The organism is Streptomyces sp. NBC_01233 (genome assembly GCF_035989305.1).
Lineage (GTDB): Bacteria > Actinomycetota > Actinomycetes > Streptomycetales > Streptomycetaceae > Streptomyces.
Map to the genome: position 1 here is coordinate 7,359,300 of NZ_CP108514.1, position 22,994 is coordinate 7,382,293.

Consider the following 22,994-nt stretch of genomic DNA (forward strand, 5'->3'; position numbering starts at 1 on the left):
AGGCGTGCGCCAGGATGACTGAGTATGAGTCACCACGACGAGGAACCCGCAGAGGAAAGCCCGGTCCCAGAGGGCGAGGACCGATTCGAGATCCGGCCGTGGCACGAATCGGATCTACTCAGCGAGCTTCATGCGGTGCGGGCGATCCCAGCTCCGCAGAGCCGGGGATACAAGCTCGAGGCGTTGCTCGAGCGCGCCTTCCAGAGGGCCCACTTCGAGGCACCGCACAACCCGAGGATGGCTGGGCGACGCCAAACCGACTTCGCGGTGATCTCGCACAATAGCCGCTACCTCGTCGAAGCGAAGTGGGAGAACCACCAGGCCGGCACCGACATCATCCAGGCGATCCGAGCCCGATTGCGACGTGTCGACGGCACGGTCGTCGGCGTCCTGTTCACGATGCTCGGCATCAACGCAGAGGCAGAGAAGGAGATTGCGGACTTCCGCCAGGAGGGTTTGATCCTCGTCTTCGACGAGACTGACATCCTTCTTGCACTGAGGGAGCCGCAGGAGCTGGAACGGATGCTCCGGCTCAAGCACGATCAACTGGTTGTCCACGGCAACGTTCACTATGGAGAGAAGGCATCCCAAACCGAGAAGGCTGCAAGGCGGTCACGCAAGCAGCTGCGGCCTCTGCCGGAGAGCGCCTATAGGCTGCTCACAGCCAGTGGTGAGGATGTGACATGGTTCCAGGGAGACGGGGGTTTCGACTCCACCGTGTTCTGCCTCGACTTGCCTGACATTGACTGGGTGCCGGCCGCTGGGAGCGGCGTGTCCCTGGACATGCCGGTCGGAGCCTGGGACCAACGAGAACTGCTCCGCCTCCTGCAGTCGCTCGACGAGCTCGGGTGGATCGGCCGGAAGGGCCAGTGGAGCATTCAGCAGCACCGCCGCAACTGGCACGGCACTGGAGCTCGCTCCTTTGCAGAGGCGCTCACGGGGTGGAAAGAACGGACTGACGAACTCGAAGACCCCCACCACAGTGAGGAGTTCGTCTACTTCGAAGCGTGCGACGGCGGGTTCTTCACGATGTCAGGCAATGTCTCCGCCGAGCGAACTCGCCGCGTATCGCGGTGCAACGTGTCGTTCCAACTTGTAGGGATGCCCCTGGACCCCGGCTCGCTGCAACAGCTCTACCGCAGGTTCGACGTTCCCAGCCGGGGGTACTTCCGACCCTTGGTCGAGCGAGCCGTCACGAGACAGCGCGTCGCTGGTGGCGTCCCGCTCGAGGTGCTGGGCTACATCGTGGAGCCCGCCGACCGGCGATGGGACAACGAAGACTGGGTTGTCGGCATCCTTGCGGCAAATCCGTACGGTCCCGGCGGGTCGCCAGCCCCCGAAGAGCTGCCCGGATACCCAGCGCACTCGGGCGTCGTCGCCTGCGCTCTGCGCTCGCATCACCCTCTCAGTCAGACCAAGGAACGGTACGAGCTGTGGTCCTACGAGCGTGCCCGAACCTCCGACGCCACCGCGCTATGCATCGTCGCTGAGTGGTGGGACACCAAGGACAGTATCGAGCGACGGCCCACCGCGACTGCGGGCTACTTCGGAGTTCAGTGCGTGGAGTTGGCTCCTGGCCGAGCGCGTGTACAGACGACACTCGCGGATCGTGGCCGGTCGTGAAGGTGGCCAGACCGCGCGCTCACCCTGACCCGTAGTGGACGAACAACACGAACGCCGAAGGCGGCTCGAGCGGCATCTCGCCTTGCCGACCCGGGGGCTCCTCCGGGAGGCCGAGAACAGCGAGGTGCTACACGCCGAGAGTTCCACCGATACATCGGTGGAACTCTCGGCCTCGGCGTGTACAGGGTGGTCAGCCGGGTTGCCGTTCTTGCAGAGCCCGCCCGGAAGTCTCCTCTGCGTCACTCGTCCGAACCCTGGATCTGTCCCTTTCGCGAACCGCGCCCCTCCCTCTGTCCCTGGGGCACTTGGCCGCCGAATGCCCCTGCGTCAAGGGTGACTTGGAGAGAATCGAATCCGGGCGTCAGTTGGGCGGGGGATGGCGAGCGCTTTCCCGCTCGATGGAATCCAAGCCTGGGGTCCTAGGGGTTGAAGGTATTGAGTCGTCGTGCAAAGATCTGCATAGTCCGCAGGGCGGGGAGCCCTGGGTATGCATCTATGGGGGTACTTGATGATCCACATCACCCTTGGTTCGAGGCGGTACGTCAACCCGCAGGAGGACCAGCTCGGCCGTAACATCGTCGGCTTCGACCCGGTCATGGACGACGAGGCCCTCTTCCACGCCAACCGTGGGTGCTGGGTTCTGGGTGAACGCGCCGAGAAGGAGCGCTACGCCCTGCTCTCCCACGAAGGCGAGGTCCGCATGGCCATCGCAATCGACAAGCTCGTCCCCGTGGCAGGGGGACGCAAGGCGATCGAAGGCAGGTACCTCACTCCGGGCGACGAGGTGTACGACACCTACGTTGGCAAGGGAACGCCCGTCGAGACGACCCGCAACCCGATCACCTACTTCGATGCCCCGCACGACGCCCGCACCTGCTACTGCGGCTGCGGCGAGCTGGTGACCGGTGGATGGTTCGTCATCGGGCACGACCAGAAGGCCCTGCATGCCCGGATCGCGAAGATCGGCAGCGTCCGCGAATTCATCGACTGGTTCGACAGCACCTACGACGATAAGCCCAAGGACGAGTGACCGCCAGGCTCGCCACCGCGCCGTAAGTCAGGCGCCGCCCTTGCAGCTAGGAAGCCCCGCCACTGCCGGCGGGGCTTCGGTGCTGCCTACTTCGGGCAGAACGGTCAGATGGATCGCCGGCTGCTGTCCGCCCTTGCTCGACTGCCGGACCTCCCATACCTCGTCAGGCAGTTCGGGGTGATGGCGTGAAGTGCGTTGCGGGGTGGCGGCCGAGGAAGACTCCGCGACACCCGCCCCTCTCTGAAGAGCCCGGTCTCGCCGGGGCGTCAGACATCGGGGAGCGTCCTTCTCGTGGCTTCCTGGCCGTAGCTCATCATCGGGCCTATGTGCGAAACGTTCGGATCCCCGCGTCAACGGATCGCTGGGCCCCTCTTACTCAACGGCGTACGGCAAGGCCGCCCTCTGCCTGACCGGCATGGGACGGCCTTCTGCGGTTCTCGGTCAGACCTTGGCGAGGTGGTTCGAGAGGTCTAGGGCGGCGGTCGCGAATGCGAGGGCGGCGCAGAGGCCGGTCACCTCGTGGAGGGTCGGGCGGACCAGGCGCCGCCAGTCGTCCGGGGCGGCGGGCCAGGAGGCGAGGTGTACCTCGGTGGTGGCCAGGCCCAGGTGGGCGGTGATGTTCCAACCGGAGCGAGAGGCGGGCTCCCAGTGGAGGCGAATGCGGCCGAGTGGGAGCTTCGGGGTTCCGGCGGCGAGCCACGTGATGTCGAGTGGGCCGTCGTGCCGGGTGGAGACGCGCTGGACCAGCGCGCCGCGTACGCCGTCTGGCATGGGATGTACGGCGAGGCTGTGCAGCGGGAGGGTGTGTGACGAGATGGAGGCCTCCGGAGAGCAGGGAAGGGGTCAGGACCAGGTGAGGGCGTCGCGTACCGACGTGGGGAGGTAGTCCTCCTGGCCGTCGTCGGGGATGAACGCCTTGCCGTCCTGGACGACGACCCCGGTCCCCACGTAGTGGGTGAAGGGGAAGTCAGGGTTGACGGCGAGGCGGATCGGCAGGGCGGGGTCGAGGTCCTGGAGCTGGCGGAGCAGGTGGCCGACGGTCAGGTACTCGGGCAAGGAAACCTCCGATAGCGGTACGAGCGGGTGGGGGTCGGAGCGTCAGGGAGTGTCGAGACGGAGCAGGTCCCGGAGGGCCTTCGGCCCTTGGGCGTGGCCGGCGAGGTGCCGTTTGCGGCACTCGTTGACGTAGCCCTTTCCGCGTTGGGTCATCTCCCAGCTGCCGCACGAGCAGACGGTCTGGGTGTACGAGCGCCCCGGGCAGCCGGGGTGGAGCGGCTTGCCGGAGCTGGTGTGTTTGTGGTCCGCCGGGCAGAGGGTGCCGTCGGCGTGGTGGTTGGTGAGCGGGCCGTGGAAAGGCACGGTGAGTTCCTCCTGTTGGGGAGGAGCCCCTGGACGGCCGGGCGGTGGACGTCAGGGCGCTCGGTCATTTGGAGAGGCCGCGCTGCCACTGGCGTCGTACCGTTCGGCGCGCGGCATGGCGGCGAAGGGGCTTGGCGTGGCTGCCGTACTGACCGGGCAGGTAGTAGCGGGTGCAGCGACGGGCGAAGGCGCATTTACGGCGGTAGCCGGGACGGGGGCCAGGAGCATGCGTGCGATCGGAACCTCCTGCTGGGCCAGTGAGCGGGGACAGGGCCGGTCGGCCCGGAGGGCAGGCCCCGAGAACAGGTGCCGGTGAGCGGGCCGGGCCGGTTGTGCAGCCCGCTCACCGATTCAGCGTGGGGAGTGGGCGGCGAGGGCGGCGACGAACCCGGCCACAGCCTCGGCGGGGGTGTCGGTGCCGAACTCCTGGACCCACGCGTCGCCTTCGGTGGGCTGAACCTGGACCTGCCAGACGATTTCGCGTGTCCAGGCGGCGGGGTCCTCGGGAAGCCAGCTGACGTAGACGCGGCCGTCCGGGCTCGTCGCGTGGATGTTGGCCTCCGGAGTGTCGACGACCGTCCAGTCGAGGGCGTGAAGGAGTTCGAGCACCGGGCCCGCGGAGTGGTCCGAGGAGAGCCAGTGGCGGTCTTCCACGGAGGGGCGGACGACGGCGGGCAGGAGGGTGGTGGAGGCGTTCACGGTTGGACGATCCCTTCGTTGACCTGCAGTTTTTCCCGACACCCGTACGTTGACATGGGGTGTGCCGAAGTCCGTAGTCGTTTCCGGGGGATGCCCGTCTGCCGTGGGCGAACTGATCACGGGCAGACGCCCAGAACGCCGGCGGCACGGGAATGGAACGACGCCCGGGGTTGTCGTACTCGAGTTGCGGCAGCGGGCCGTACGGGACCGAAGGGGGAGGAGGGATGACGGAGTCGGGCAGACCTTGGGACGGGGCCGGGCTGGAGCGCAAGATCCGCGCCGCCGGGCGGCCGTGGACCGTTGGTGACATTGCGATGGTTGCCGACGGCCAGTGGGGCGTCGGCGCGCAGTCCGACAGGTGGGCGGGCGAGGACGCGGTGGTGGAGCACCGGGTCGCGGAAGGACGGCACGTCGAGCTGACGGTGGAGGAGCTGGCCCGCGTGGTGGGCGCCCCCACCGAGGACGCCCACCACGACGAAGACCTTGCCTGACCGTTCAACGGCGCGGCCCCGGTGAGGGCGCCGACGGCCCGACGACAGTAGCGGGAACAGGCTGGTCGGGCACCTGGCCCGGGGCATGTGAAGCGAGCCCCGAGCGGGCGACAGCGGCCCGGGACAGGTTCGCCGCCGGCCCCCGGTCCGCGGCCGAGGCGGCTTCGCGCGCCTCGACCACACGCCGGATCGCCTGCACGTACGCACCGCTCTCCGCGAGCGCGACGCGAAGGTCGGCCGCCGAGCTGGAGAGCCGGTCCAGCTCGTAGAAGGCCGGCACATACCTGGGCCGGGTCATGGCGTGCAGACGATCCTTGTGAACGGACACCGCGTTGTCGGTGATGGCCAGGGCTGTACGGATGCGCATGGCCGAGCGCAGGAGCGGGTCGTCGCAGGGGCGACGGACCGCGAGGACTTCCAGGACCTCGATGGGCTGACCCCAGGCTTTCTCGATCATGGAAGTGGCCTGGTCGAGCGCGGTGGTATCGGGCATGAAGGAACTCCTGTTGTCCGAGGAGGCGGAGGGGCGTCCGGGAAGGTCCGGGCGGGGGTCAGCGGCTGTGCCGGGGAGCCGACGAAGCGGCTGGCGGCCGGGCTGAGGCTGCGGGCGCGAGGGCGCTCGACCGCTGCTGTGCCGAGGACGTGGTGCGGCTCTGGGCCGCCATCACGCGGAGGTCGGCTGCTGTCCGTGGAGCGTGCGCGGCACGGCGTACGGCCTCGGTGACAGCGGTGCGGCGTACGTCGAGCGGAGTCGGAGAGCGAGAGACCGGGGGATCGGCAGCCGGGCCGACCGGCGTCAGCGTGACCAGCGGCTCCATCTCGCGGTGGATCATTTGCCGTTCGCGGACCACCGGGGCCGAACTCGCCATGGCGGCCGCCGTCGCAGCGATCAGATGGGACGGAGTGCGGGCCGTGAACACCGCCTCTGCCCGCGTACTCCAGCCCCGGGGACCGGCCCACAGCGTGACGGTCTCGGCGTCCCGTCCGCCGCGAAGGGTATCGATCTCGACACCCGCCAGTCCGTCGGGAGCGGTGAAATCGACGGTTCCGTACTTGGCTGCCCCTCGACGCCAGCCGGCATCGAGCAGCGGCTGGACGGCATTAGCCCAGTACGACGACGGGTCCGCCAGGAAGCGTCCGTTGTTCTCGTACGGGTCGGATTCGGCGTAGTCGCGGGCCAGAGCGGTGGTGAGACCGGCGACGATCTCGGCCGGGGTGACGTGGTTGAAGGTCGCCGTCCAGCGGGGCGTGGCGACGGCCTCCTCGGCCGCGGTGATCCTCCACAGCTCGAAGTCGTCGCCGAACCAGCCGACCCTGATCCGCTGGTCGGGAGAGGTGACGAGGAGCTGGCAGGGGCCGTCGTCGAGGTAGTGGTGCGGCCAGTGGGCCACGGGGGCGAAGCCGGCGTCTCCGGTCCCGTTGGAGCCGGCGAGATACATGGGGCTGACCAGTACCTCTTCGTGGCGGGACGGGTCGGGAAGGGCGGACATGGTCGAAGCTCCAGGCGCGTGTGGGAGGAGGGGAACGCGCCCGCGTGCGCAGCGCTGTGAAGGGCCGGAGCGCACGCGGACGTTGTGGCGATGGCGGATTGCCTCTGGTTCTCGGCGCCACCCGGATCACCTGACCCGTCCCGGGGCCGACGGAGCAGTCGCGGACGCCGGCACCCGCGGTTGCGGCTGGGGAGCATGGCTGAACAGTGCATTCGGTACGGCGGCGCTCCGGCGCAGCGCCGCCGCAGTCCGGGCGCCGTCCGACCCCAACGGGATATCGGAGTGGATTCGTTGGGCCGTCGAGACAGGGGCAGGGGGCGAAGGGGTCCACCGTGTGGTCAAGGGGGCGCTCCAGTGCTCGACGGTCGCGTAGACGGGACCGAGCGCCTGGCCAGCATCCGTCAGCACGTAGGGGGCGCCATGCTGCGGGCCCGTGCGGGTGACCAGGCCGTCGGCCTGGAGCCGGAGGAGGTGCTGCCGGGTGAAGGCGTCGGCCCGGCCGATGCCCTCGGCGGTGTGACCGAACCGCATAGGGCCGCAGCCAGCAAGGACTTGGATAAGGGCAGTGGAATGCCCCGGACGCAGATGCCGTACAGCGTCCTCGACGCGTTCGGCTTCGGCCGTCGCGTCGGGCGCCAGGTAGATCCGGGACCAGTCGGCCAGGGGGCGGTGCACGTGCGTCAGGGACTCGCCGAGGGCGCTGAGCTGGTACGGCGCTCCGTGGCGGGTGTCGGTTCGGGTGACCAGCCCGCCGGTTTGCATGGCGGCCAGGCACAGGCCGATCACCTGCTCGCTGACGAAGGGGAGCTTGGCGGCGATGTCCCGTATTCGCATGGGGCGGCCCTCCTGGACCAGGGTCATCACGGACCAGGTGATCCACTTCGGCCCCATCAGGGAGAACGCGTCTTCGATGCGCTGGGCATCGAACGAGTTGATGGGGAAGAGGGGCCGGGCGGGGACGTGGGGCTGTTTCATTCGGCCGCCTCCATCCGGGCGAGCAGCGACCGGACCAGGGTGGGCAGCCCCCCCGGTTCGCCGCCGGTCCAGATGCGGTCGGCCGCCTCGTCGAGGACGTACGCGGCGTCTTCGAGCAGGCCGCTGGAGATCTCCATGCAGGCATCGGTGATCCGGGAGGCCGCGAGCAGCGACTGGGAGAGCACGTCGACATAGTCGCCCGGCGGGAGGCCGGTCGCCTCGGCGGCGGTGCGGATCGCAGCCAGCTCCAGCGCGCTGAAAGCGAAGGCGAACCCGTCTTCCTCCTCGGCGTCCTCGGTCGCGGCGAAGGCCGGGTCCCGAGGTTCCGTGGGGATGCCCACGCGCGTGCAGATCTGGTCGACCGCGGTGGTCAGCTCAGCGAGGGACTCGGTGAGCCAGCCGAGCGCGGAGGCGTAGGAGGCCAGGGCGAACAGATCCGCCGGCGTGGCGGGACGCGGCTCGGAGGCCATGAACTCTTCGAGCCGGTCGGTCAGTTCGCCCACCACGTGCGGACCGGCGGACAGCGCGCCCAGTACGGGGTGCAGGTAAGAGCGGCTGGCAACCGTCGGGTATTCGGCGGCGAGGATTCCGGAGACGCTCTGCGCGGCCTCGGCGAGGAGGCCGGCCAGATCGGTACGTGACAGCGGGGCGCGGTCGACGGTCATCGCTGGGGGGCCTTTCGGGGAGGGGCAGCCGTGGAGCGGGCCACTGTGGGAGGAGCTGCCGGGACGGCGGCCGTAGGGCGGCCGGCGGTGAGGGAGGAACGGGACCGGGCGGCCTGGACGCGGGCCTCGTCGGCGGAGGCCGTCTCAGTGATCTGCTGAGGGGCGGTGCGTAGGTGGGCCGTGCGGTAGACCGCGTAGTCCTTCCTGCTTCCGGCGGCGACGAGGTAGACCTCGCGCTGGTGGTTCGAGGTCGGTGGGGCCGGGCGGAACTGGATGACCAGCCGGTAGGCGACGGAGGGGTCGACGTAGACCTTGTGGAAGCCGGCGAGGCGGCCCTTCAACGGCAGGCAGTCGTCACTTCCGTGGACCAGGTTCTGCAGTTCCAGCAGCGCCAAGTCACGCATTTCATCGGGAAGTTCCCGAAGGTCGGTGATGGCGTCAGGGTGTGCGGCAAAGGCGAAGCGGGCGCGGCTCACAGCAGCCTCCCCTGTACCTGTCGCTGGGCCGGTCCCGCCGGAGGAGTACGGGGGACGTCGCGACCCGCCATCGGCGCCGCGGATGCACCGGCCGACCGGGCGAGGGCGATGCGGGCGATGCGGGCCCGGACGACGGCGCCGTTGTCATCGCGATACTCCGGCGGCTCGGGCAACGGGCCGCTGCGATCGTCCAACCAGGCGTGGGCGGCGCCGGCGTCGACGAAGGCGCCCTCGCGCATCGTGTACGTGCCGGCGCCGTGGTCCCACTCTTCGTGGAAGACCCGAATCGGTGCGTCGTCGGCCCGGGAGTCGCGCGTCAGCGTCCACGTCTCGCACGGGTCAAAGTCCGAGGTGTGGTTGTCGAGGACCTCGTACCGGGCGCCCGACTCGCGGATCTGCCGTTCGACCCACACCGTGAGGTCGTCGGCGGGCTTCAAGGAGCCGCCGCGGATCTTGGCGATCCTCTCGGGCGGGCAGCCGCGCTCGACCAGCCAGTTCTGGGCGAAGGACACCGTGGCGTGGTGGCTCGTCTCCAGGGTGTACGTGAACCGGGTCAGGTCCCGGGCGACGGCGATCGCCATGACCTGGGGCGCGCCGGGTATTCCCCACGTGGCCGACTGGTCATGGGCGACGACGAAGCTGTGGGAGCCGTTGGGCGTGGTGTGGTGCTGGGACAGCGCCGTCAGGTCACCAGACCAGAACCTCTCCACCGCCTCCTCGGATGCGGCATCGGCGGGGGCGAGTTCGTCGAGATCGAAATCGAAGGCGAAGTCGAAGCGGTCGTTCATGCCGCCACCCCCGACGGCTGAGGGGCGGGGGTGAACAGAACCCGGTGATTGGGGCGGGCCGGGCTCGTCGTGCACGCGGCGAACGGACCGTCCGGGGCGCGGAGGTGCACCAGCGCCTGGTCCAGGTGGTCGCGGTGCCAGGTCGACGGACCGGACAGGCCAGCCTCGGTGTCGGTGAGTTGCTGCCACGCGAGCCAGAGGGCGTGCAGCCGGGCGACGGCCTCTGGGTGCTCGTGCCACTGCGCGCACCACGGACGCGTCGTGCTGATCTCCCGGCCGTACACCGGCAGGAAGAGGTAGTTCACCCAGTTGCTCAGGGCGGCGAGTTCGACGGCGTACGCCTCGCCGCCCAGAGCGAGGATGAACACCGAGGTGGGGCCGTCGGCCTTCTCGGGGCCGGCCGCCCCGGCTGCCGGAGCGCCGTCCGTCTGCTGGTCGGCAGTGGGAACGGGATCGGGCTCGGAGCCGAGGCGGTCGAGGATGCCGCCGTGGCGCCTGACCTCCGCGATGGTCTTGGCGAGGGCGCTGGCGAGGTCGTCGAGGTCTTCGTCGGAGACCCGGATCGGCTCAGGGCTGGGGGCGGTCGGGCTGGTGTCGGACATGAAAGCGTGCTCCATCTATGAGACGGCGACATGCCCGAGAGGATGCGGAGAATCCGCGGTTTGGCCCGGCCGGGAAAACCCGGTAGGGAGCCGCTACCCGGCCGCGCAGCGCGGACAGCGCGGGAACGGCGGTGCCAGCAACTGCAGAGCCCGAGTGGCCTGGTGGGGGACGACGCCGTTGCCGAGTGCGGTGAGCTGCGCCGGGCGTCCGAGTCCCGGGGTGGCGGTGACCCAGCCAGCGTCGAGGCCCTGCATCCACTCGACGAAGTCGGCACGGAGCCGACCGGCCGCGTCCGTGGGCGCCGGCGCCGGACGGGTGAGCGTCTCCCACCGGGTGATGGCGGCTGCGTACGGTCCCCATCGCCGCTCGACTCCTCGGCTTCCGGGGACGACTCCGCCCACAGCGGCAGGACCACCGCCGACAGGGGAGGGCGCCACCCCTTGCCGGGGCGACGGCCCGGGGTGCCGATGTAGCTGGCCCGGCGTGTGGGCAACAGCGACGCCGCCGCACTGGGCAGGGTCATGTCCCCGTTGCCGTGCCGCTGGTTGGGCGAGCCCTTGATCCCGTCCGACGCCTTCGGCGTCGGCAGGAGCCACTCGACCTCGTCGGCCAGGTTCGGACCGTGCCCACCGCTCTTCCTCTTGGCCGGGTGCTGCGAGCCGCCGTTCCTTCCGATGTTGCTGGTCGGCGTCTTGAGCAGGGTCTCCGGCGGGCCAGGCCGTGAGGAAGGTCCGCTCGCGCCGGTGCGGGGCTCCGACATCGGAGGCGCGAAGCACGAGCCATTTCGCGTCGTACCGGAGGTCGGCCAGGGATCCGAGTACGGCACCGAGTGCCCGCAGAGGAGGCTGACCTGCGGTGTCTCCCAGACACCACGGGCAGGGTTCCACGTCGCCAGGGGAACCGGCGGGGGAGGTGAGGAGGCCGCGCACATTCTCGATCACTACCAAGCAGGGTCGGAGGGCCTCGACCGCACGGGCGACGTGCAGCCACAGCCCCGATCGGGTCTGGGAGTTGAGTCCAGCCCGGCGGCCGGCGACCGAGACGTCTTTGACAGGGGAAGCCGGCCGTCAGGACGCACACCCGGGGGACGGTGGACCAGTCGACGGTCGTGATGTCGCCCAGGTTGGGGACGCCGGGCCAGTGGCGGGCCAGGACGCGCGAGGCGTTCGGATCGACCTCCGCGTGCCAGGCCAGGGTGCCGCCGAGAGCGGTCTGCACCCCCAGGTCGAGCCCGCCGTACCCGGAGCAGAGCGACCCGATCAGCGGTGAGCTGGAGACGATGGCGGACATGTCACCGGCCCCGTACGGTCCGGGGCGCGAGAGCCGTCGTCGGTGCCGGCGCTGCGGGGGTAGCCGGTACGGCCTCGTACAAGGGGGTGGTGGTCCGGCCGAGGGCTGCCCGGAGCCGCCTCGACGGCGGCGAGACCGCGGTCGAGGCGGCGTGCAGGGAGTCGGCCGCCTCCCGCAGGGCCGTGTCCGCCGTCCCGAGCGCCTCGTCGATCACCCGCCCCGCCGCCTCCCGGGCATCCCGGCTGTCGGGCCGGTCGTGCAGGTGCTCGGTCCGTTCCAGGAACGCGAGCTGCTGGGCCACCTCCCCGAGGGCGGCTGCCGCCTCACCGGCGGGCCGTACGGCGGCGGAGAAGCTGGACACGGCTAGGGAAGTACGAGAGCTGTGTTCCCTGTTGGCGGTTCGGAAGAGGACCTCGTCGCCCAGCACGGTGACCAGGTTGCCGAGTTCGGAGATCTGCTGGGCGACGGCGACGCTGCTGGGGAGGCGGTGAGGGTCGCCGGGGACCGGGAGCTTGCCGCGCTGGGCGTCGAAGGCTGAGGCCGTGGCCCGTATGGCCAGAGCGTCGGCGAGAGGGTTCGTGGTCACGATGAATTCCTGTACGTGGGGGACGAGCGGTGGAAAGGGGTGTCAACTGTGGTTGCGCGAGGGCGAGCGTGGGGCGGTCGGAGTGGGCACAGGGCCGAGCTGGCCCGGTGGAGACGGAGCAGTGCGTGGCGTGCTGCGGGTGAGGGCCGCGTGTACCCGCGCCGCCGGCGGCCCGCTCGGGGAAGGAGCGGTGGTTGGCGCCCGTGAAGCCGGCCGGCCGTTCGCGGTCTGCCAGCGGGCGCGGACCTCGTCGAGCGGGCCGAGCGCGTGTAGGGCGTGGTTGATGAGCCGCCCGGGGGCCAAGGCCTCGTCCTCGGCAAGGGCGCGGACGGCGCGGGCGGTGGCGGCTGCGGTGCGCGTGAGGGAGGAACGCATCACCTGCTTGCCGAGCCACTCGGCGTCACCAGCCCCCACGCCGTCGCAGATGGCGGCGAACCGGTCTTCGGACAGCGTGCCGTCGGCCAGCAGGCCGCGCCGCTGTGCCTCCCAGAGCAGGGTGATCCGGTCGATGGGCTCGCCCCGGTGGTGCAGCGCCCCGAGGCACCGGTAGAGGTGCCCGTGGACCGGGTCGGCGAAATCCCCGGGACGCAGCCAGTCCACCACCTCGCCTATAGCACCCGGCCGCTCGATGAGGACGGCCAGAAGGAACTCCTCGTCCTCGGCAACCTGATCGGCCTGAGTCCGCGCAAGGGCAGGCGGGTCGGGGGTCTGCGATGTCGCGGGCGCGACAGGGCGTGGTTCGCTGCCCCACCGCCGGGCGAGATCGGTGAGTACTCCCGTCAGGACGTCCGCGTAGCGCAGCGCTCCCTCGACCTCGCCTTGCAGGGCGCCCGCGCGAGCCTCCTGGTGAAGGCGGATCGCGTGCTGGGCGACGGTGCGGTGGATCGCCCCCTCCAGCACCATGCGGCCGTACACCGCAGCGTGCGCAGGACGCGGACAGGCCGAGACCAGCAGGTGGGCGTACGACGCGGTCAATCCCCGGACATGGAGGCCAGCCTCGGCGACCGCGTCGGTCACCCACGACAGCGGCACCGGCCCCTCGCCCTCCACTGCGGGGTGGCCATCGCCTCGGAGCTTGCGCAGCGCCGCGAACAGCGCCTGGTGGACCGGTCGGTAGAAGTGATCCGGCGCGAGCCACTCCAGTTGCGAGAGCTGGCCTGGGTCGAGCAGGACCGCGCCGACGACCGCCTGCTCGGCCTTCAGCAGCGGGTTCATCGAGGACCTCGCGTGTGGGAAGCGGACGGCGCACTCGGCCGGGCACGCAGATCGGCGACCGCACGGTCGGCAGCGGTCACCGCCTCAGCGAAGTCGTCCAGCACGGTGGCGAAGGAGGGATCGGCGACGGGAACCGCCCCGGCATCGCCGACCAGCCACCACCGGCCCTGGTGCAGGACGACCGGCGACTGGGCCAGCCGCGCGGAACGCGGCGTGGGCGCGCTCATGCCGACAGTCCGAAGTCGTCGTGGCTGACGGTCTTCGCCAGGGCCCGCTCGGTGATGGCCTTCGTGGCGCGGGCGGAGGCCGGCCCGACCACCTTGGCGGAGGGCTCCGTGTACCAGGGCCGGATACTGAGCATGGCGATGCGCAGACCGGTGGCCAGCAGCAGCACCTTGCCCTTGGGCAGGGCGCGGATCGCGTCGGGCGGGAGGATCCGCTCGGTGCGCATGCTCACCGAGGTGGACTTGCCGCTCTCGCTCTTCGAGACCGAGACGGTCTGGACGTCGTGGTCACCGACCTGCCTGCTGAGGCGGTCGGCGAAGTCGGCGTCGTCGATGCCCGATCCGACGATCTTGACGGTGGCGGCGGACCAGAGGGCGTCCATCCCGGCCTCGCCCCAGCACCGCTGGCCCTGCCGGTAGGACTGCAGGATCGTCATTGGGATGACGCCCCGGCTGCCCAGGTGCGAGTACAGGTCCGGGAGGTCCGAGATCCGGCAGACGTTAGCGGCCTCGTCGAGGACGCACAGGGCGGGCGGGTCGAGCCGTCCGCCGGAGCGCTCGGCAACGATCACGGCCGCGCGCATCACGGCGTCGGCCGCCCCTGCGATGATCGCCGACGCGCTGCCACCGCCGTCCTTGCTCAGCAGGTACAGCGTGTCGCGGGAGGTGGCGAAGGCGAGGGGCTTGAACTCGGGGAGATCCTCGCTCGGGGTGACCCAGGCGGCGACGTCCGGGTCGAGTAGGCAGCTCGCGTACTGCCTCGCCGTCTCGTAGATGCCGTCGCGGGTTTCGGTCGCGCCGGAGACGGTGCCCTGGAGCTGTGCGGCGACCGCGTCGTGGCCGGCGTCGGTGAGCAGGTCGACCGGTGACCGGTCGGCGGGGGAGGCGAGCCAGGCCAGCACGTCGGTGATCGGCCGCCGGTGGCTCGCGGCGGCGAGGAACAGGGCGCCGAGCGTGTTGGACGCGGCGGTGGACCAGAAGTCGGAGCCGCTCGACTCGTCCACGCTCGCCGCGACGAAGTGGCCGGCCAGTCGCTTCGCCCCGGCAAGGTCGCGAGCGTCGGCCAGGATGTCCCACCACATCTCGCGCGGATGGTGGGCGATCTGCTGAGGGTCGAGGGTCCAGACCGTGCCGACCCCGGCACGGGCGTCCACTGTGGCGGTGAACGCGTCGTTCGCCGCCTTGTTGGAGGTGAGCAGCACCGGACCGGGAGCCGCGAGGATCGCGGGGATCGCCAACCCGGAGGTCTTCCCACTGCGCGGGGCCATGATCGCTACGATCACGTCCTCCCAGGAGGCGCGGACATCGGCCCAACCAGGGTCAAGAGTGCCGAGCAGGATGCCGCGGTCGGCGGGAGCGACCTCTTTTACACTCCCGGCCGCTCAGGGACGGCCGCAGGCTCTTCGCCTTGGCGGTGATCTCTTTGTCCAGCAGCGGCGCCAGGTCGCTCTTTCGGGCGAGACCGGTTTTGGCACCGGAGCGCCGGCGCAGCCACAGCACCAGGCCGGTGGTGATCAGCGCCAGGGTGAGCAGGCCGGGGACGACGCGGACGCCGACCAGCAGCGAGGTGGTGCTCAGGGCCGGCCACAGCACCTCGGGGTGCAGCAGGGCGTCGGTGGCACGGAACGGGGCCCACGTGCCGCTTCCGACGAGGGAGTTGGTGAGGTTGCCGGTCAGCCAGGCGAGGGAGTCGAAGGCTATGGCGGCGCCGAGGACGCCGAACAGGAGATAGAGGAGCGAGTCGGAGCCGGTGGTGGCCGACGGCGCACTGGTGCGCGGGGAAGGCACAGGCAGTTCCTTGGGGTGCGAGCGAGTGGGCGGGGCGGGGCGCGCTCGGCTCTCGTGCAGCTCACGGGCCTACTCCTTGCGGATCGAACGGAACGCTTCATCGGCATCAGCGGTTGCGGGAGAATGTGATGCTCGGGTCGACCGGTCGGGCCGCCGAGACGGAGGGGGCGGGAGCCGACGCCGACGCCTGGCCCGGGAGACTGGTGAGGGCTGGGCTGGCGGCGAGCGCGGCGGCCACGATCGGAGAACTACGGCCGGCGCCCTGGATGCGGTCGCGGGACGAGGCGGGTGCGGGGCGATGGCGGGCCGCTACGTCCTGGGCGAGGCGGGGCTGCACCGCAACCTGAACACCGGAACGGTGCAGGGCCAGCGTGGCGTCGGCGACCTTCCCCAGGGCTTCGTCGCGGCTGGTGGCGGCGGGCAGTGTGTAGATGTCCAGGCGGGGATCGTGCCGCCAGCCGTGTTCGACCACGGCGAGTCCGGTGAGCCCGGAGGCGCGGCTGTCGATGGCCGCGACGATGCCGAGCCGCGGATGCTCGGCGAACGCGACATCGGGCTCGGCGTGCGGAGCCCGGGACGGGCCGGGCCCCGCGCTGGGTACCAGGGAGGGGTTGAAGACGGCGTCCGTGTCGACCCGGAACCCGGCGTTGCGCAGCAGCGCGACGGCCCGGGTGGCGCGGCCCTGCCCGTCACGCTGCTGGTCGGTCAGGGCGTGCAGGGTCGGCTCGCCCAGGACGGGGCGGAAGTCGAGCCGCTCCAGCATCCAGGTGCCAGCGGCGAGGTTCTTGGGGTTCGCGGCGACGATGCCGTAGTCGGGGTGGCGGCCGACGGTGACGTCGGCCAGCAGTTCTTCGGCGAAGGTGGGCAACACGGCTGATCCATCCGGTGGCTCGATGACGAGGGAGGTCGAGGGTCAGAACGGTTCTGCTGGTGAGGGGCATGCGGCGTACTCCGAGACGGGAAGAGATCAGCGACCAGGGGTGGTGGAGGGACGTACGGGTGGTGGCACGGGACGTGGGGGAGGGTCCGTCGCCAGGCGCGTGCGGACCGTGCGCGATCCGGCCGACGGCGAGGGCGAGAGAGCAGCGCTCACCCGTGGCTGAGCAGAGGCCGGCCGGGCGGTCCCGTCTATCGGACTTCGGCCCTTGGACGTGAGCAGGGCCGAGTTGCACAGGACGGTGAACCCCTCGGCCTGCAACTCTGCGAAAGCCCGGGTCACGGCCCGCCGCTGCTCGGTCGGATCGCTCATGGCCGAGGGCAGCCGGTGGTAGCGCTCCCCGTCGAATGAGACGGCGGCGATGAAACCCGCACGGTGGAGCACGGCGTCGGCGACGCGCTCCTGCCAGGAGCGTTGCCGCTCGGGGCGTGGCGGCACGCCGAGCTGGTCCAGGCGTGTGTCGATGGCGGCGAGCAGACTCGGGACGCTGCCGCCGTACCGGGCGTCGGGGCCGCCGGGTTCCGAGTCGTAGATCTCTTCGTACACCGAGGGCCCGGTGTCCCTGTGGCGGATCGCCGTCCAGCTCTCGGGGAACTCGGGGTCCTCGCTGGGTGGTTCCTGCGGCGGCGAGATGATCAGCGAACTGCCGTCGGGGAGGGCGGCGTGGACGATGTAGTCGCTCAAGCCGTACTCGACGGTGACCTCCTGGCCGCGCTGGCGGAGGGGAGCAGTGAGGTGGCCGTACCCGTGATCCTCTTTCGGATCCTCGGACACAGCAGGCGAGGGGGAGGTGCTGGTCCACGCGGTGATGTGTGGTCCCTCTCGCTCGAAGGTGATCAGGGGGTTGTCCTGGTGCATGGGCTTTCTCCGTGGTGGGGTGTTCCAGCGGTCGGCGGCGCGGGCTGCGGGCACGTGGTGCCGGGCGGGCGGTGGTCCACGAGGATCTGGCGATCGGAAGGTTTGGTCCCGCCGGGACTCGCTGCTACGGCCGTCAGCGGGAGCGCCCCGACACCGGTGGGCCGGGTGCCGGTGGCGCCGGGGGAGAAGCGGGCAGGGGCCCGCGCCGGCCGGAGGTGGATCGGGCGAGGGCCACGCGTGCCTGTTCGGTCCGCGAAGACTGTTCGCGGTCCGCTCGGCCGGCCAGGTGGTCGGCGGCCCGTACGAGGGCCGGGCCGCGGATGGACAGCTCGTCGGCGTAGTGCCAGCCGTCGGCGTTGCGGTCCTCCTCTGCCTGGCTCTCGTAGAGCTTCCGCGAGCCGGGGAGCGAGGCGTCCATGAGGGCCATGATCTGATCCCACTCGCGCTGGAGCTGTCCCGCCTGTTCCAGGGTGGTGTCGATCCCGCGCAGCCGGCGGAGGTCTTCGCTGACCGGTCCCTCGACGTAGTCGGCACCACGGGCGGCAGCGCGGACGCCGGCCAGGACCTCGGGACCGTGGGCGAGGAAGACCTCCACGTGTTTCCATGCCTCGGCGTCGCGTTTCACCTTGCCGTCCTCGTATCCCTGCTCGTCGACGGGCCAGCCGTCGCCGTCGCAGAAGGAGTCCGAGACCGCGTCCCAGGCGTCGGACGCCTGCCTGATCCCGGCGGCGGCGGAGGCCAGCGCCGGGATGTGCCTCCGCCACGCCAGGCGGTCGGTGGCCGCCGTCGGCCGATTTTCGGCCAGGCCGGGAGAACTGGGAGAAGCAGACATAATCGATCCTCCGGACAGGCGCTATGCCGACATGCGGGCGTCGGTGTCGAACAGTTCGCGTTCGGCCGGGTGCAGGATGTGCTGCGTAATGAAGGAACGGCCCGCGACCTTCCACAGGCCCCGGCCCTTGGTCAGGGCGGACACCGCCTGGGTCTCGACGCCGGTCAGGCCGAGCAGCGACGCGGCGGCGTCGAGCTGGTCGGGCTCCTGGCGGTAGATGATGCGGGTGGAGCAGTCGGCCAGGAGGCCCTCGGCCAGCACCCGGCCGCGCGAGCCGGCATCGCCCGCCGAGAGCAGATCGCTGAGCCGGTGGATGACCATGAGGTTTGCGATGCCGAGACCCCGGCTGAGCTTCCACTGGCTCTGCATCCGTTCGAGCAGGCCGACGTGCCTCATCAGCCGCCACGCCTCGTCGTAGATCACCCAGCGCCGGCCCCCGTCCGGATCGGACAGAGCGCTCTCCATCCATGCCGAGGCGCAGGTCATGGCCAAGACCAAGGCGGTGTCGTCGCCGGAGCCGCCGAGGCGGGAGAGGTCGATGGACAGCATCGGCGCGGTCGGGTCGAAGGCCACCGTCGAGGGGGCGTCGAACATGCCGCTGAGGTCGCCGTGCACTAGGCGGCGCAGGGCGTGCGCGAGGTCCTGGGCGGCCGACCCGAGATGTCCGGTCTGGTGGCCGAGGGCCCGGTCGAGGCGTTCGGGCGAGCCGAGGGCGTACGCGATCTCGCCGAGCAGCGGCACCATGCCACGTGCGGCGGCCTCGGCGACGACCAGGTCGAGGGCGAGGTCGAGGGCGGTGTGCTCCATCGGCAGCAGGTCGCGCTTGAGGACGGTGCGCGCCAGGCCGGCCAGGAGCAGTAGACGCCGCTTTCGGACCTCGGTCGCCCAGTCGTCCTCGCTGACGGAGGCAGGCCGGGCCGGGGCATCCAGTGGATTCAGCCGGCCCGGGAGACCGGGACCCAGGGCGATGCTGTAGCCGCCGAGGGCCTGTGCGACGCCGGTCCACTCGCCCTTCGGGTCGCAGGGGATGTAGATCCGGTAGCCGTGGGCGATCGACCGGGTGGCGATGGACTTCGCCAGCGCGGACTTGCCCATGCCGATGATCCCGGCGAGGACCGCGTTGGGGTTCGTGAAGCCCTCGATCCGGCCGCTGCTGTACAGCGAGAACGGGTCGAAACAGAAGGCGGCTTCGGCGTGGACGTCGCGGCCGATGAAGATGCCTTCCGCCCCCAGTCCGCCCTCGGCCACGAAGGGGTACGCCCCCGAAGCGGTGGCGGTGGTCATCCGGTGGGCGGGAAGGCTGAGCTTGCCGCCCCGGGCCGAGGCCGGACCGGGACGACCGGTCGGCGGGTAGGTCGGCCGCAGCTCCGGGTCGAGGGCTTCCTCGGCGCGGTGCTTGGGCGGTGTTCCGGCGAGGCGCGCCTGGCGGCGGGCCTCGGCGAATCCGGCTCGGGCGGCCCTCTGCTGGGCCCGCGAAGCCTTGTGCGGCACGTAGAGGGGAGAGGCGCTGGCGCGGGTACGGGGCATGAACGTTTCTCCGGACAGGTGATGGGGTCAGCGACGGACGAGGCCGGTGAACGGCGCGTACAGGTCGGCCGGGGTGGTACGGCGGCGGACCAGGTGCGCGGCGCGCTGATGGCGCTGGCAGATGGTCAGCTCCGGTGCCCCTTCGGGCAGGCCGGCCTGGCACGCCTCGGGTTCGGGCACCTCCCCCGAATCCGGCCGGGGCGCCGCGTGATAGGCGGCGTGAACGTGGTCGGCGGCCTGCCAGATCCGGGTGCGGGCGGCGCGAAGCTGGTTACCTTCGATCGGCACGAGCTGACCGGTACGCGCGGCATGGGCGTCGAGCAGCCCGTGCACCGAGACAAGGTGGGAGTGCAGGGCGTCCAGCTCTGCCCGGCTGGTGACGAGCGGGCCGCCGGGGAGGTTGAGCGCGCGGTGGAAGTCGAGCGCGGCGGTGGCGAAGGGCACGAAGTCCTGCGCGGTCGGGCTGGCGGTGCGGGACATGAGGGTGCTCTTTCGAAGGGAGGGAAGGGCCGGCGTCAGGCGGCGAGCGCGAGCGGCAGGGCTGCGGCGGTGAACGCTTCGGCCTGCTGCCAGGTCAGCGGCCGGACGTCGAGCTGGGCGCCGACGGCGGCGGTCTCCACGACCGCGCAGGCGGAGCGGAGTTCGTCCTCGGAGTCGGCCGAGACGGTCAGCAGCCCCGTGAGTGCGACATCGGCGTGGCCCGCGATGAGCTGGCGCTCGCGGGACTTGATGTCCTGGTACTCGATCGAGTCCGCCTCGGAGTCGACCTGGCCGCGCCGGGCCCGCTCGGCGGCATCGGCGATCACGCTGGCCTTCTTGCGCTGGACGTCGCGCAGCGCGGCGTCCAGTCCCTTCGGCTCGTACGAGAGCGACAGCGTGCGCCGGACGCCGCCGGTGAACAGGAGCTGGTGCAGGAAGCCGGCCGACGTTTCGGTCCTCGGCCAGTTCTCCACCCAGTACGTGGCGTGGACGGCCGAGTCGGTCGCGATGTGATCCGCCTTCTCGACGACCACGACAGGTCCGGCTGCGGCGGGCTCGGCCTCGGGACGGCCGGCGGTGGACCACCGGTCCAGCGCCGTGAGGGCCTTGGGATCGTAGGCGGTGCGCACGACGGCCGCGATCTCGCGGGCGGTGAGCCAGCCGGTGGGGTTGAGCCCGGCGGTCCGCGCGGCCTGGTCGAAGGTGGAGGTCAGCTGCGCCAGGACGCTGAAGGAGCCGGTCAGGCCACCGCCGGCCTGGTTGATCAGCCGTCGCGCGGCCCTGATGTCCAGCGCTACCGCGACGTACGCCTCGTGGGGTGCCGCCGCCGGGCCCGCGCTCTGGATCAGCTCGCTGTAGATCGCGCCAGCCGTGGGGGCGTGGGGCCGGCCGTGCTCTTCCCAGTAGCGGCGAAGAGCGTCGCCGGAGTCCGGGACGGTGCGCTCGATCACCTGGATGCGGGCGATCTGCCCAGTACGGGCCAGCGCGGCCAGCGCGCGTCCCCAGCCGTTGACGTTGGCCTGCTGAGTGCCCGGGTCGAGCAGCGCGTAGGCGCGGGAGGAGACCTTGACCACGGCGGTCAGCGTGCCGCTGTGGGGATCGTGGACCGCACCGTACCTATCGTCGGGGGCGGTGACCACACGCAGGCTGGCGGCGGTGCCGGGAAGGTGGAGGAGTCCTTCGCGGGTCGGCCGACGGGAGGGCCGTGTGAGCCAGACGAGCTGGCCGCGCATCCGGCGCAGGACGTACCGGGTGACGATCGGAGCCCACTCCGCCAGGGCACGGCCACGGTGGCGGACGAAGACGAACAGGGCGATGACGGCCCACAGCGGGATGAGCTGGAGGGCGCCGACCACGCCGCGGGTGAGGACGACGGCGAGAAGGAGAAGGCCCGTGAGGCTGGCGACGATCAGCTGCGGGGCGGTCAGCCCGAGCAGGATGCCGCGCCTGCTGCGGTGGGGGAACTTCACGGTGGCCGTAGGGGCCTGGTGCTTGCCGGACATGGTGGTTTCCAGACGGTGGGAGCGGGCGGAGGACGGGGCGCGCGGCGCTCTTCTCGAGGTCATGGAGGGACTCCTCTGCTGGGTCGGGCGGGGTGGGGCGGGCCGTGGTGTACGGCCCGCCCCGGGGTGATCGGGTCAGGAACCCGACGGCGGCTGGTTGGGGAACACCCAGTTCGTCGGCGTCGGAGAACCGGTGGCCGACGGTCCGGCGGGAGGCGGCGGCGCAGTCGCGGGGCCGACAGGCGGCAGGGAGGTCATGCTGCCGCCCGGTGCCGACGCGCCGACGAGATAGTCGGAACTGCCGGTGGCGCCGGTGACGAGCACCCCGGACCCTTCCGCTTCGTCCGCGCCGGGACGTGTGATCAGCGGTGGGATCCCGGGCCGCTGGATCAGGGCCCGGCCCTTGTCGCCGGTCGCGTTCGGGTCCTCGCCGTACCGGAAGCGGGTCTGCTGCTTGGGCGGACCGGCGTCGATATCCTCCTTGCTGAGGTTGCCGCCGGCGGGATTGATGCCGGAGGCGACGCCATCGGCGCCCGCACCGGGGACCTTGTTCGGGCCCTGGGGAGCGGGAGCGCCGGTGCCCGCCTGCATCGCCAGGGTGGCCGCGGTCTTCGCCGCCCCGGCGGCGACCGCCATGCCGGCGACGCCGGTGCGGTGCAGGTCGTCGTGGCCGCCGCCGTCGCTGGCCCAGTGCACGAACTTGTACGTCGCGTACGGGCAGAGCAGCACGAGGACCATCACGACGATGCCCGCCATCGCGTCGGACAGGGCGGCCATCCCGTCGCTCGCGTCGCTCTTGCCCATGGCGGAGACGCCGATCAGGAAGACCACCGTCATCAGGAGCTTGGAGACGACCAGGGTGGCGGTGGCCTCGATCCAGCCGCGCCGCCACCGCTTGGCGACCTCCCAGCCGCCGCCGGCTCCGGCGAACACGGCGAGCGAGACCATGATCAGGACGCCGACCTTGCGCGCGACCATGACGCCCCAGTACAGGAAGGCGCCGATCGCGCACCCGAGGGCGACCAGGGCGGGGACGCCCCAGCCGAGGCCGTACATGGCCCCCAACTGGTTGACCTTCACCACGCGCCGGATCGCGTCGTCGACGGAGGTGTTGGCTGCATGGAACAGTCCGTCGGAGAGGGCGTCGACCACGGTGATGGCGACGGTGGTGAAGGCGATGGCGGAGAAGCTGAAGAGGACGCCGGTCATGGTGCCGAACGCGGCCTGAGCAAGGGCGCGTTCGTCTCGTCGCCAGGCCGCGGTCATGAGCTGGATGCAGAAGATGCCGACGGTCAGGGCGAGCCCGATGGGCAGCAGGAGCTCGTAGTTGTCCCGGAACCATCCGGCGTTGAGGTCGATCGCGGTCGTCTCGTTGACGGCCTTCGCGGCGAGATCGGCGGCGCTGGCCGCCAGCTCGCCCATCGACTTCGCGATCCACGCGCCGATGCCGTCGGTGACGGTTCCGGCGGGGTTGGTGGCGAAGTCGACGGCGCCGCACACCTTGTCCATCAGCGGGAAGTCGCAGACTCCCATGGCGATACTTCCTTTCCTGAACG

At 71.0% G+C, this 22,994-nt stretch carries 25 protein-coding genes and 3 pseudogenes; 3 read left to right on the forward strand and 25 right to left on the reverse strand.

What is annotated here, in order from left to right; genetic code table 11:
* Positions 1-24: 24 nt before the first annotated feature.
* Both OG332_RS34565 and OG332_RS34570 read left to right on the forward strand, forming a co-directional pair.
* The gene (locus tag OG332_RS34565) at positions 25-1,623 is read left to right on the forward strand and encodes a restriction endonuclease (RefSeq protein WP_327417130.1); all 1,599 of its coding nucleotides are present in this window, start codon (positions 25-27) and stop codon (positions 1,621-1,623) included.
* 508 nt (positions 1,624-2,131) lie between these two features.
* Positions 2,132-2,653, forward strand: coding sequence for a hypothetical protein (locus OG332_RS34570; RefSeq protein WP_030195625.1), 522 nt, complete (start codon positions 2,132-2,134; stop codon positions 2,651-2,653).
* A 441-nt stretch (positions 2,654-3,094) separates the two neighbouring features.
* On the opposite strand, the gene OG332_RS34575 is transcribed toward OG332_RS34570, so the two are convergent.
* The 4 genes from OG332_RS34575 to OG332_RS34590 form a co-directional block, all read right to left on the reverse strand.
* Positions 3,095-3,424 carry an esterase gene (locus OG332_RS34575; RefSeq protein ID WP_327417131.1) on the reverse strand — a complete coding sequence of 110 codons (330 nt, stop codon included), beginning with the start codon at positions 3,422-3,424 and terminating at the stop codon, positions 3,095-3,097.
* A gap of 72 nt (positions 3,425-3,496) precedes the next feature.
* Positions 3,497-3,709 carry a hypothetical protein gene (locus tag OG332_RS34580; RefSeq protein WP_327417132.1) on the reverse strand — a complete coding sequence of 71 codons (213 nt, stop codon included), beginning with the start codon at positions 3,707-3,709 and terminating at the stop codon, positions 3,497-3,499.
* Between the two features lie 42 nt (positions 3,710-3,751).
* Positions 3,752-4,012 (reverse strand): hypothetical protein, encoded by a 261-nt coding sequence (locus tag OG332_RS34585; RefSeq protein WP_327417133.1) that lies wholly within the window; start codon positions 4,010-4,012, stop codon positions 3,752-3,754.
* A gap of 351 nt (positions 4,013-4,363) precedes the next feature.
* Positions 4,364-4,711 carry a DUF317 domain-containing protein gene (locus OG332_RS34590; protein ID WP_327417134.1) on the reverse strand — a complete coding sequence of 116 codons (348 nt, stop codon included), beginning with the start codon at positions 4,709-4,711 and terminating at the stop codon, positions 4,364-4,366.
* Positions 4,712-4,935: 224 nt separating this feature from the next.
* Here OG332_RS34590 and OG332_RS34595 point away from each other — a divergent pair, with 224 nt between their 5' ends.
* The gene (locus OG332_RS34595) at positions 4,936-5,202 is read left to right on the forward strand and encodes a hypothetical protein (RefSeq protein ID WP_327417135.1); all 267 of its coding nucleotides are present in this window, start codon (positions 4,936-4,938) and stop codon (positions 5,200-5,202) included.
* 4 nt (positions 5,203-5,206) lie between these two features.
* Here OG332_RS34595 and OG332_RS34600 read toward each other — a convergent pair whose 3' ends face one another.
* The 21 genes and pseudogenes from OG332_RS34600 to OG332_RS34700 all read right to left on the reverse strand — a co-directional run bounded on the left by OG332_RS34600 (position 5,207) and on the right by OG332_RS34700 (position 22,971).
* Positions 5,207-5,695 carry a hypothetical protein gene (locus OG332_RS34600; protein ID WP_327417136.1) on the reverse strand — a complete coding sequence of 163 codons (489 nt, stop codon included), beginning with the start codon at positions 5,693-5,695 and terminating at the stop codon, positions 5,207-5,209.
* A gap of 58 nt (positions 5,696-5,753) precedes the next feature.
* Positions 5,754-6,692, reverse strand: a complete 939-nt coding sequence (locus OG332_RS34605) for a DUF317 domain-containing protein (RefSeq protein ID WP_327417137.1) — start codon at positions 6,690-6,692, stop codon at positions 5,754-5,756.
* Between the two features lie 126 nt (positions 6,693-6,818).
* Complete coding sequence (locus tag OG332_RS34610) at positions 6,819-7,667, reverse strand: winged helix-turn-helix transcriptional regulator (protein ID WP_327417138.1); 849 nt, start codon at positions 7,665-7,667, stop codon at positions 6,819-6,821.
* Positions 7,664-8,332 carry a hypothetical protein gene (locus OG332_RS34615; protein ID WP_327417139.1) on the reverse strand — a complete coding sequence of 223 codons (669 nt, stop codon included), beginning with the start codon at positions 8,330-8,332 and terminating at the stop codon, positions 7,664-7,666. Before OG332_RS34615 ends, OG332_RS34610 begins: the two co-directional genes overlap by 4 nt.
* Positions 8,329-8,808, reverse strand: a complete 480-nt coding sequence (locus OG332_RS34620; RefSeq protein WP_327417140.1) for a hypothetical protein — start codon at positions 8,806-8,808, stop codon at positions 8,329-8,331. Before OG332_RS34620 ends, OG332_RS34615 begins: the two co-directional genes overlap by 4 nt.
* Positions 8,805-9,596: a glycosyl hydrolase gene (locus OG332_RS34625; RefSeq protein WP_327417141.1), complete on the reverse strand. Its 792-nt coding sequence runs from the start codon at positions 9,594-9,596 to the stop codon at positions 8,805-8,807. The genes OG332_RS34620 and OG332_RS34625 overlap by 4 nt, the downstream gene beginning before the upstream one ends.
* Positions 9,593-10,198, reverse strand: coding sequence for a DUF4913 domain-containing protein (locus OG332_RS34630; protein WP_327417142.1), 606 nt, complete (start codon positions 10,196-10,198; stop codon positions 9,593-9,595). Before OG332_RS34630 ends, OG332_RS34625 begins: the two co-directional genes overlap by 4 nt.
* Positions 10,199-10,291: 93 nt before the next feature.
* On the reverse strand, positions 10,292-10,600 hold the full coding sequence (locus OG332_RS34635; RefSeq protein ID WP_327417143.1) for a hypothetical protein: 309 nt from the start codon (positions 10,598-10,600) through the stop codon (positions 10,292-10,294).
* 354 nt (positions 10,601-10,954) lie between these two features.
* A pseudogene (locus OG332_RS34640) lies at positions 10,955-11,191 on the reverse strand (DNA cytosine methyltransferase); the annotation flags it as partial.
* Between the two features lie 115 nt (positions 11,192-11,306).
* A pseudogene (locus OG332_RS34645) lies at positions 11,307-11,489 on the reverse strand (DNA cytosine methyltransferase); the annotation flags it as partial.
* A 1-nt stretch (position 11,490) separates the two neighbouring features.
* Positions 11,491-12,075, reverse strand: coding sequence for a hypothetical protein (locus OG332_RS34650; RefSeq protein WP_327417144.1), 585 nt, complete (start codon positions 12,073-12,075; stop codon positions 11,491-11,493).
* Positions 12,076-12,117: 42 nt separating this feature from the next.
* The gene (locus OG332_RS34655) at positions 12,118-13,290 is read right to left on the reverse strand and encodes a DnaB-like helicase N-terminal domain-containing protein (protein WP_327417145.1); all 1,173 of its coding nucleotides are present in this window, start codon (positions 13,288-13,290) and stop codon (positions 12,118-12,120) included.
* Complete coding sequence (locus OG332_RS34660; RefSeq protein ID WP_033223541.1) at positions 13,287-13,517, reverse strand: hypothetical protein; 231 nt, start codon at positions 13,515-13,517, stop codon at positions 13,287-13,289. Before OG332_RS34660 ends, OG332_RS34655 begins: the two co-directional genes overlap by 4 nt.
* Positions 13,514-15,302 (reverse strand): annotated as a pseudogene (locus OG332_RS34665) (type IV secretory system conjugative DNA transfer family protein). Before OG332_RS34665 ends, OG332_RS34660 begins: the two are co-directional and overlap by 4 nt.
* Before the next feature lie 106 nt (positions 15,303-15,408).
* On the reverse strand, positions 15,409-16,173 hold the full coding sequence (locus OG332_RS34670) for a hypothetical protein (protein WP_327417146.1): 765 nt from the start codon (positions 16,171-16,173) through the stop codon (positions 15,409-15,411).
* Positions 16,174-16,269: 96 nt separating this feature from the next.
* On the reverse strand, positions 16,270-17,097 hold the full coding sequence (locus tag OG332_RS34675; protein WP_327417147.1) for a hypothetical protein: 828 nt from the start codon (positions 17,095-17,097) through the stop codon (positions 16,270-16,272).
* A 133-nt stretch (positions 17,098-17,230) separates the two neighbouring features.
* On the reverse strand, positions 17,231-17,929 hold the full coding sequence (locus OG332_RS34680) for a hypothetical protein (protein WP_327417148.1): 699 nt from the start codon (positions 17,927-17,929) through the stop codon (positions 17,231-17,233).
* 21 nt (positions 17,930-17,950) lie between these two features.
* Positions 17,951-19,456 (reverse strand): ATP-binding protein, encoded by a 1,506-nt coding sequence (locus OG332_RS34685; RefSeq protein ID WP_327417149.1) that lies wholly within the window; start codon positions 19,454-19,456, stop codon positions 17,951-17,953.
* A 27-nt stretch (positions 19,457-19,483) separates the two neighbouring features.
* Positions 19,484-19,936, reverse strand: coding sequence for a DUF6238 family protein (locus tag OG332_RS34690; RefSeq protein WP_327417150.1), 453 nt, complete (start codon positions 19,934-19,936; stop codon positions 19,484-19,486).
* A gap of 35 nt (positions 19,937-19,971) precedes the next feature.
* On the reverse strand, positions 19,972-21,438 hold the full coding sequence (locus OG332_RS34695; protein ID WP_327419474.1) for an SCO6880 family protein: 1,467 nt from the start codon (positions 21,436-21,438) through the stop codon (positions 19,972-19,974).
* A 135-nt stretch (positions 21,439-21,573) separates the two neighbouring features.
* Positions 21,574-22,971 carry an SCO6881 family protein gene (locus tag OG332_RS34700; protein ID WP_327417151.1) on the reverse strand — a complete coding sequence of 466 codons (1,398 nt, stop codon included), beginning with the start codon at positions 22,969-22,971 and terminating at the stop codon, positions 21,574-21,576.
* Positions 22,972-22,994: the final 23 nt, after the last annotated feature.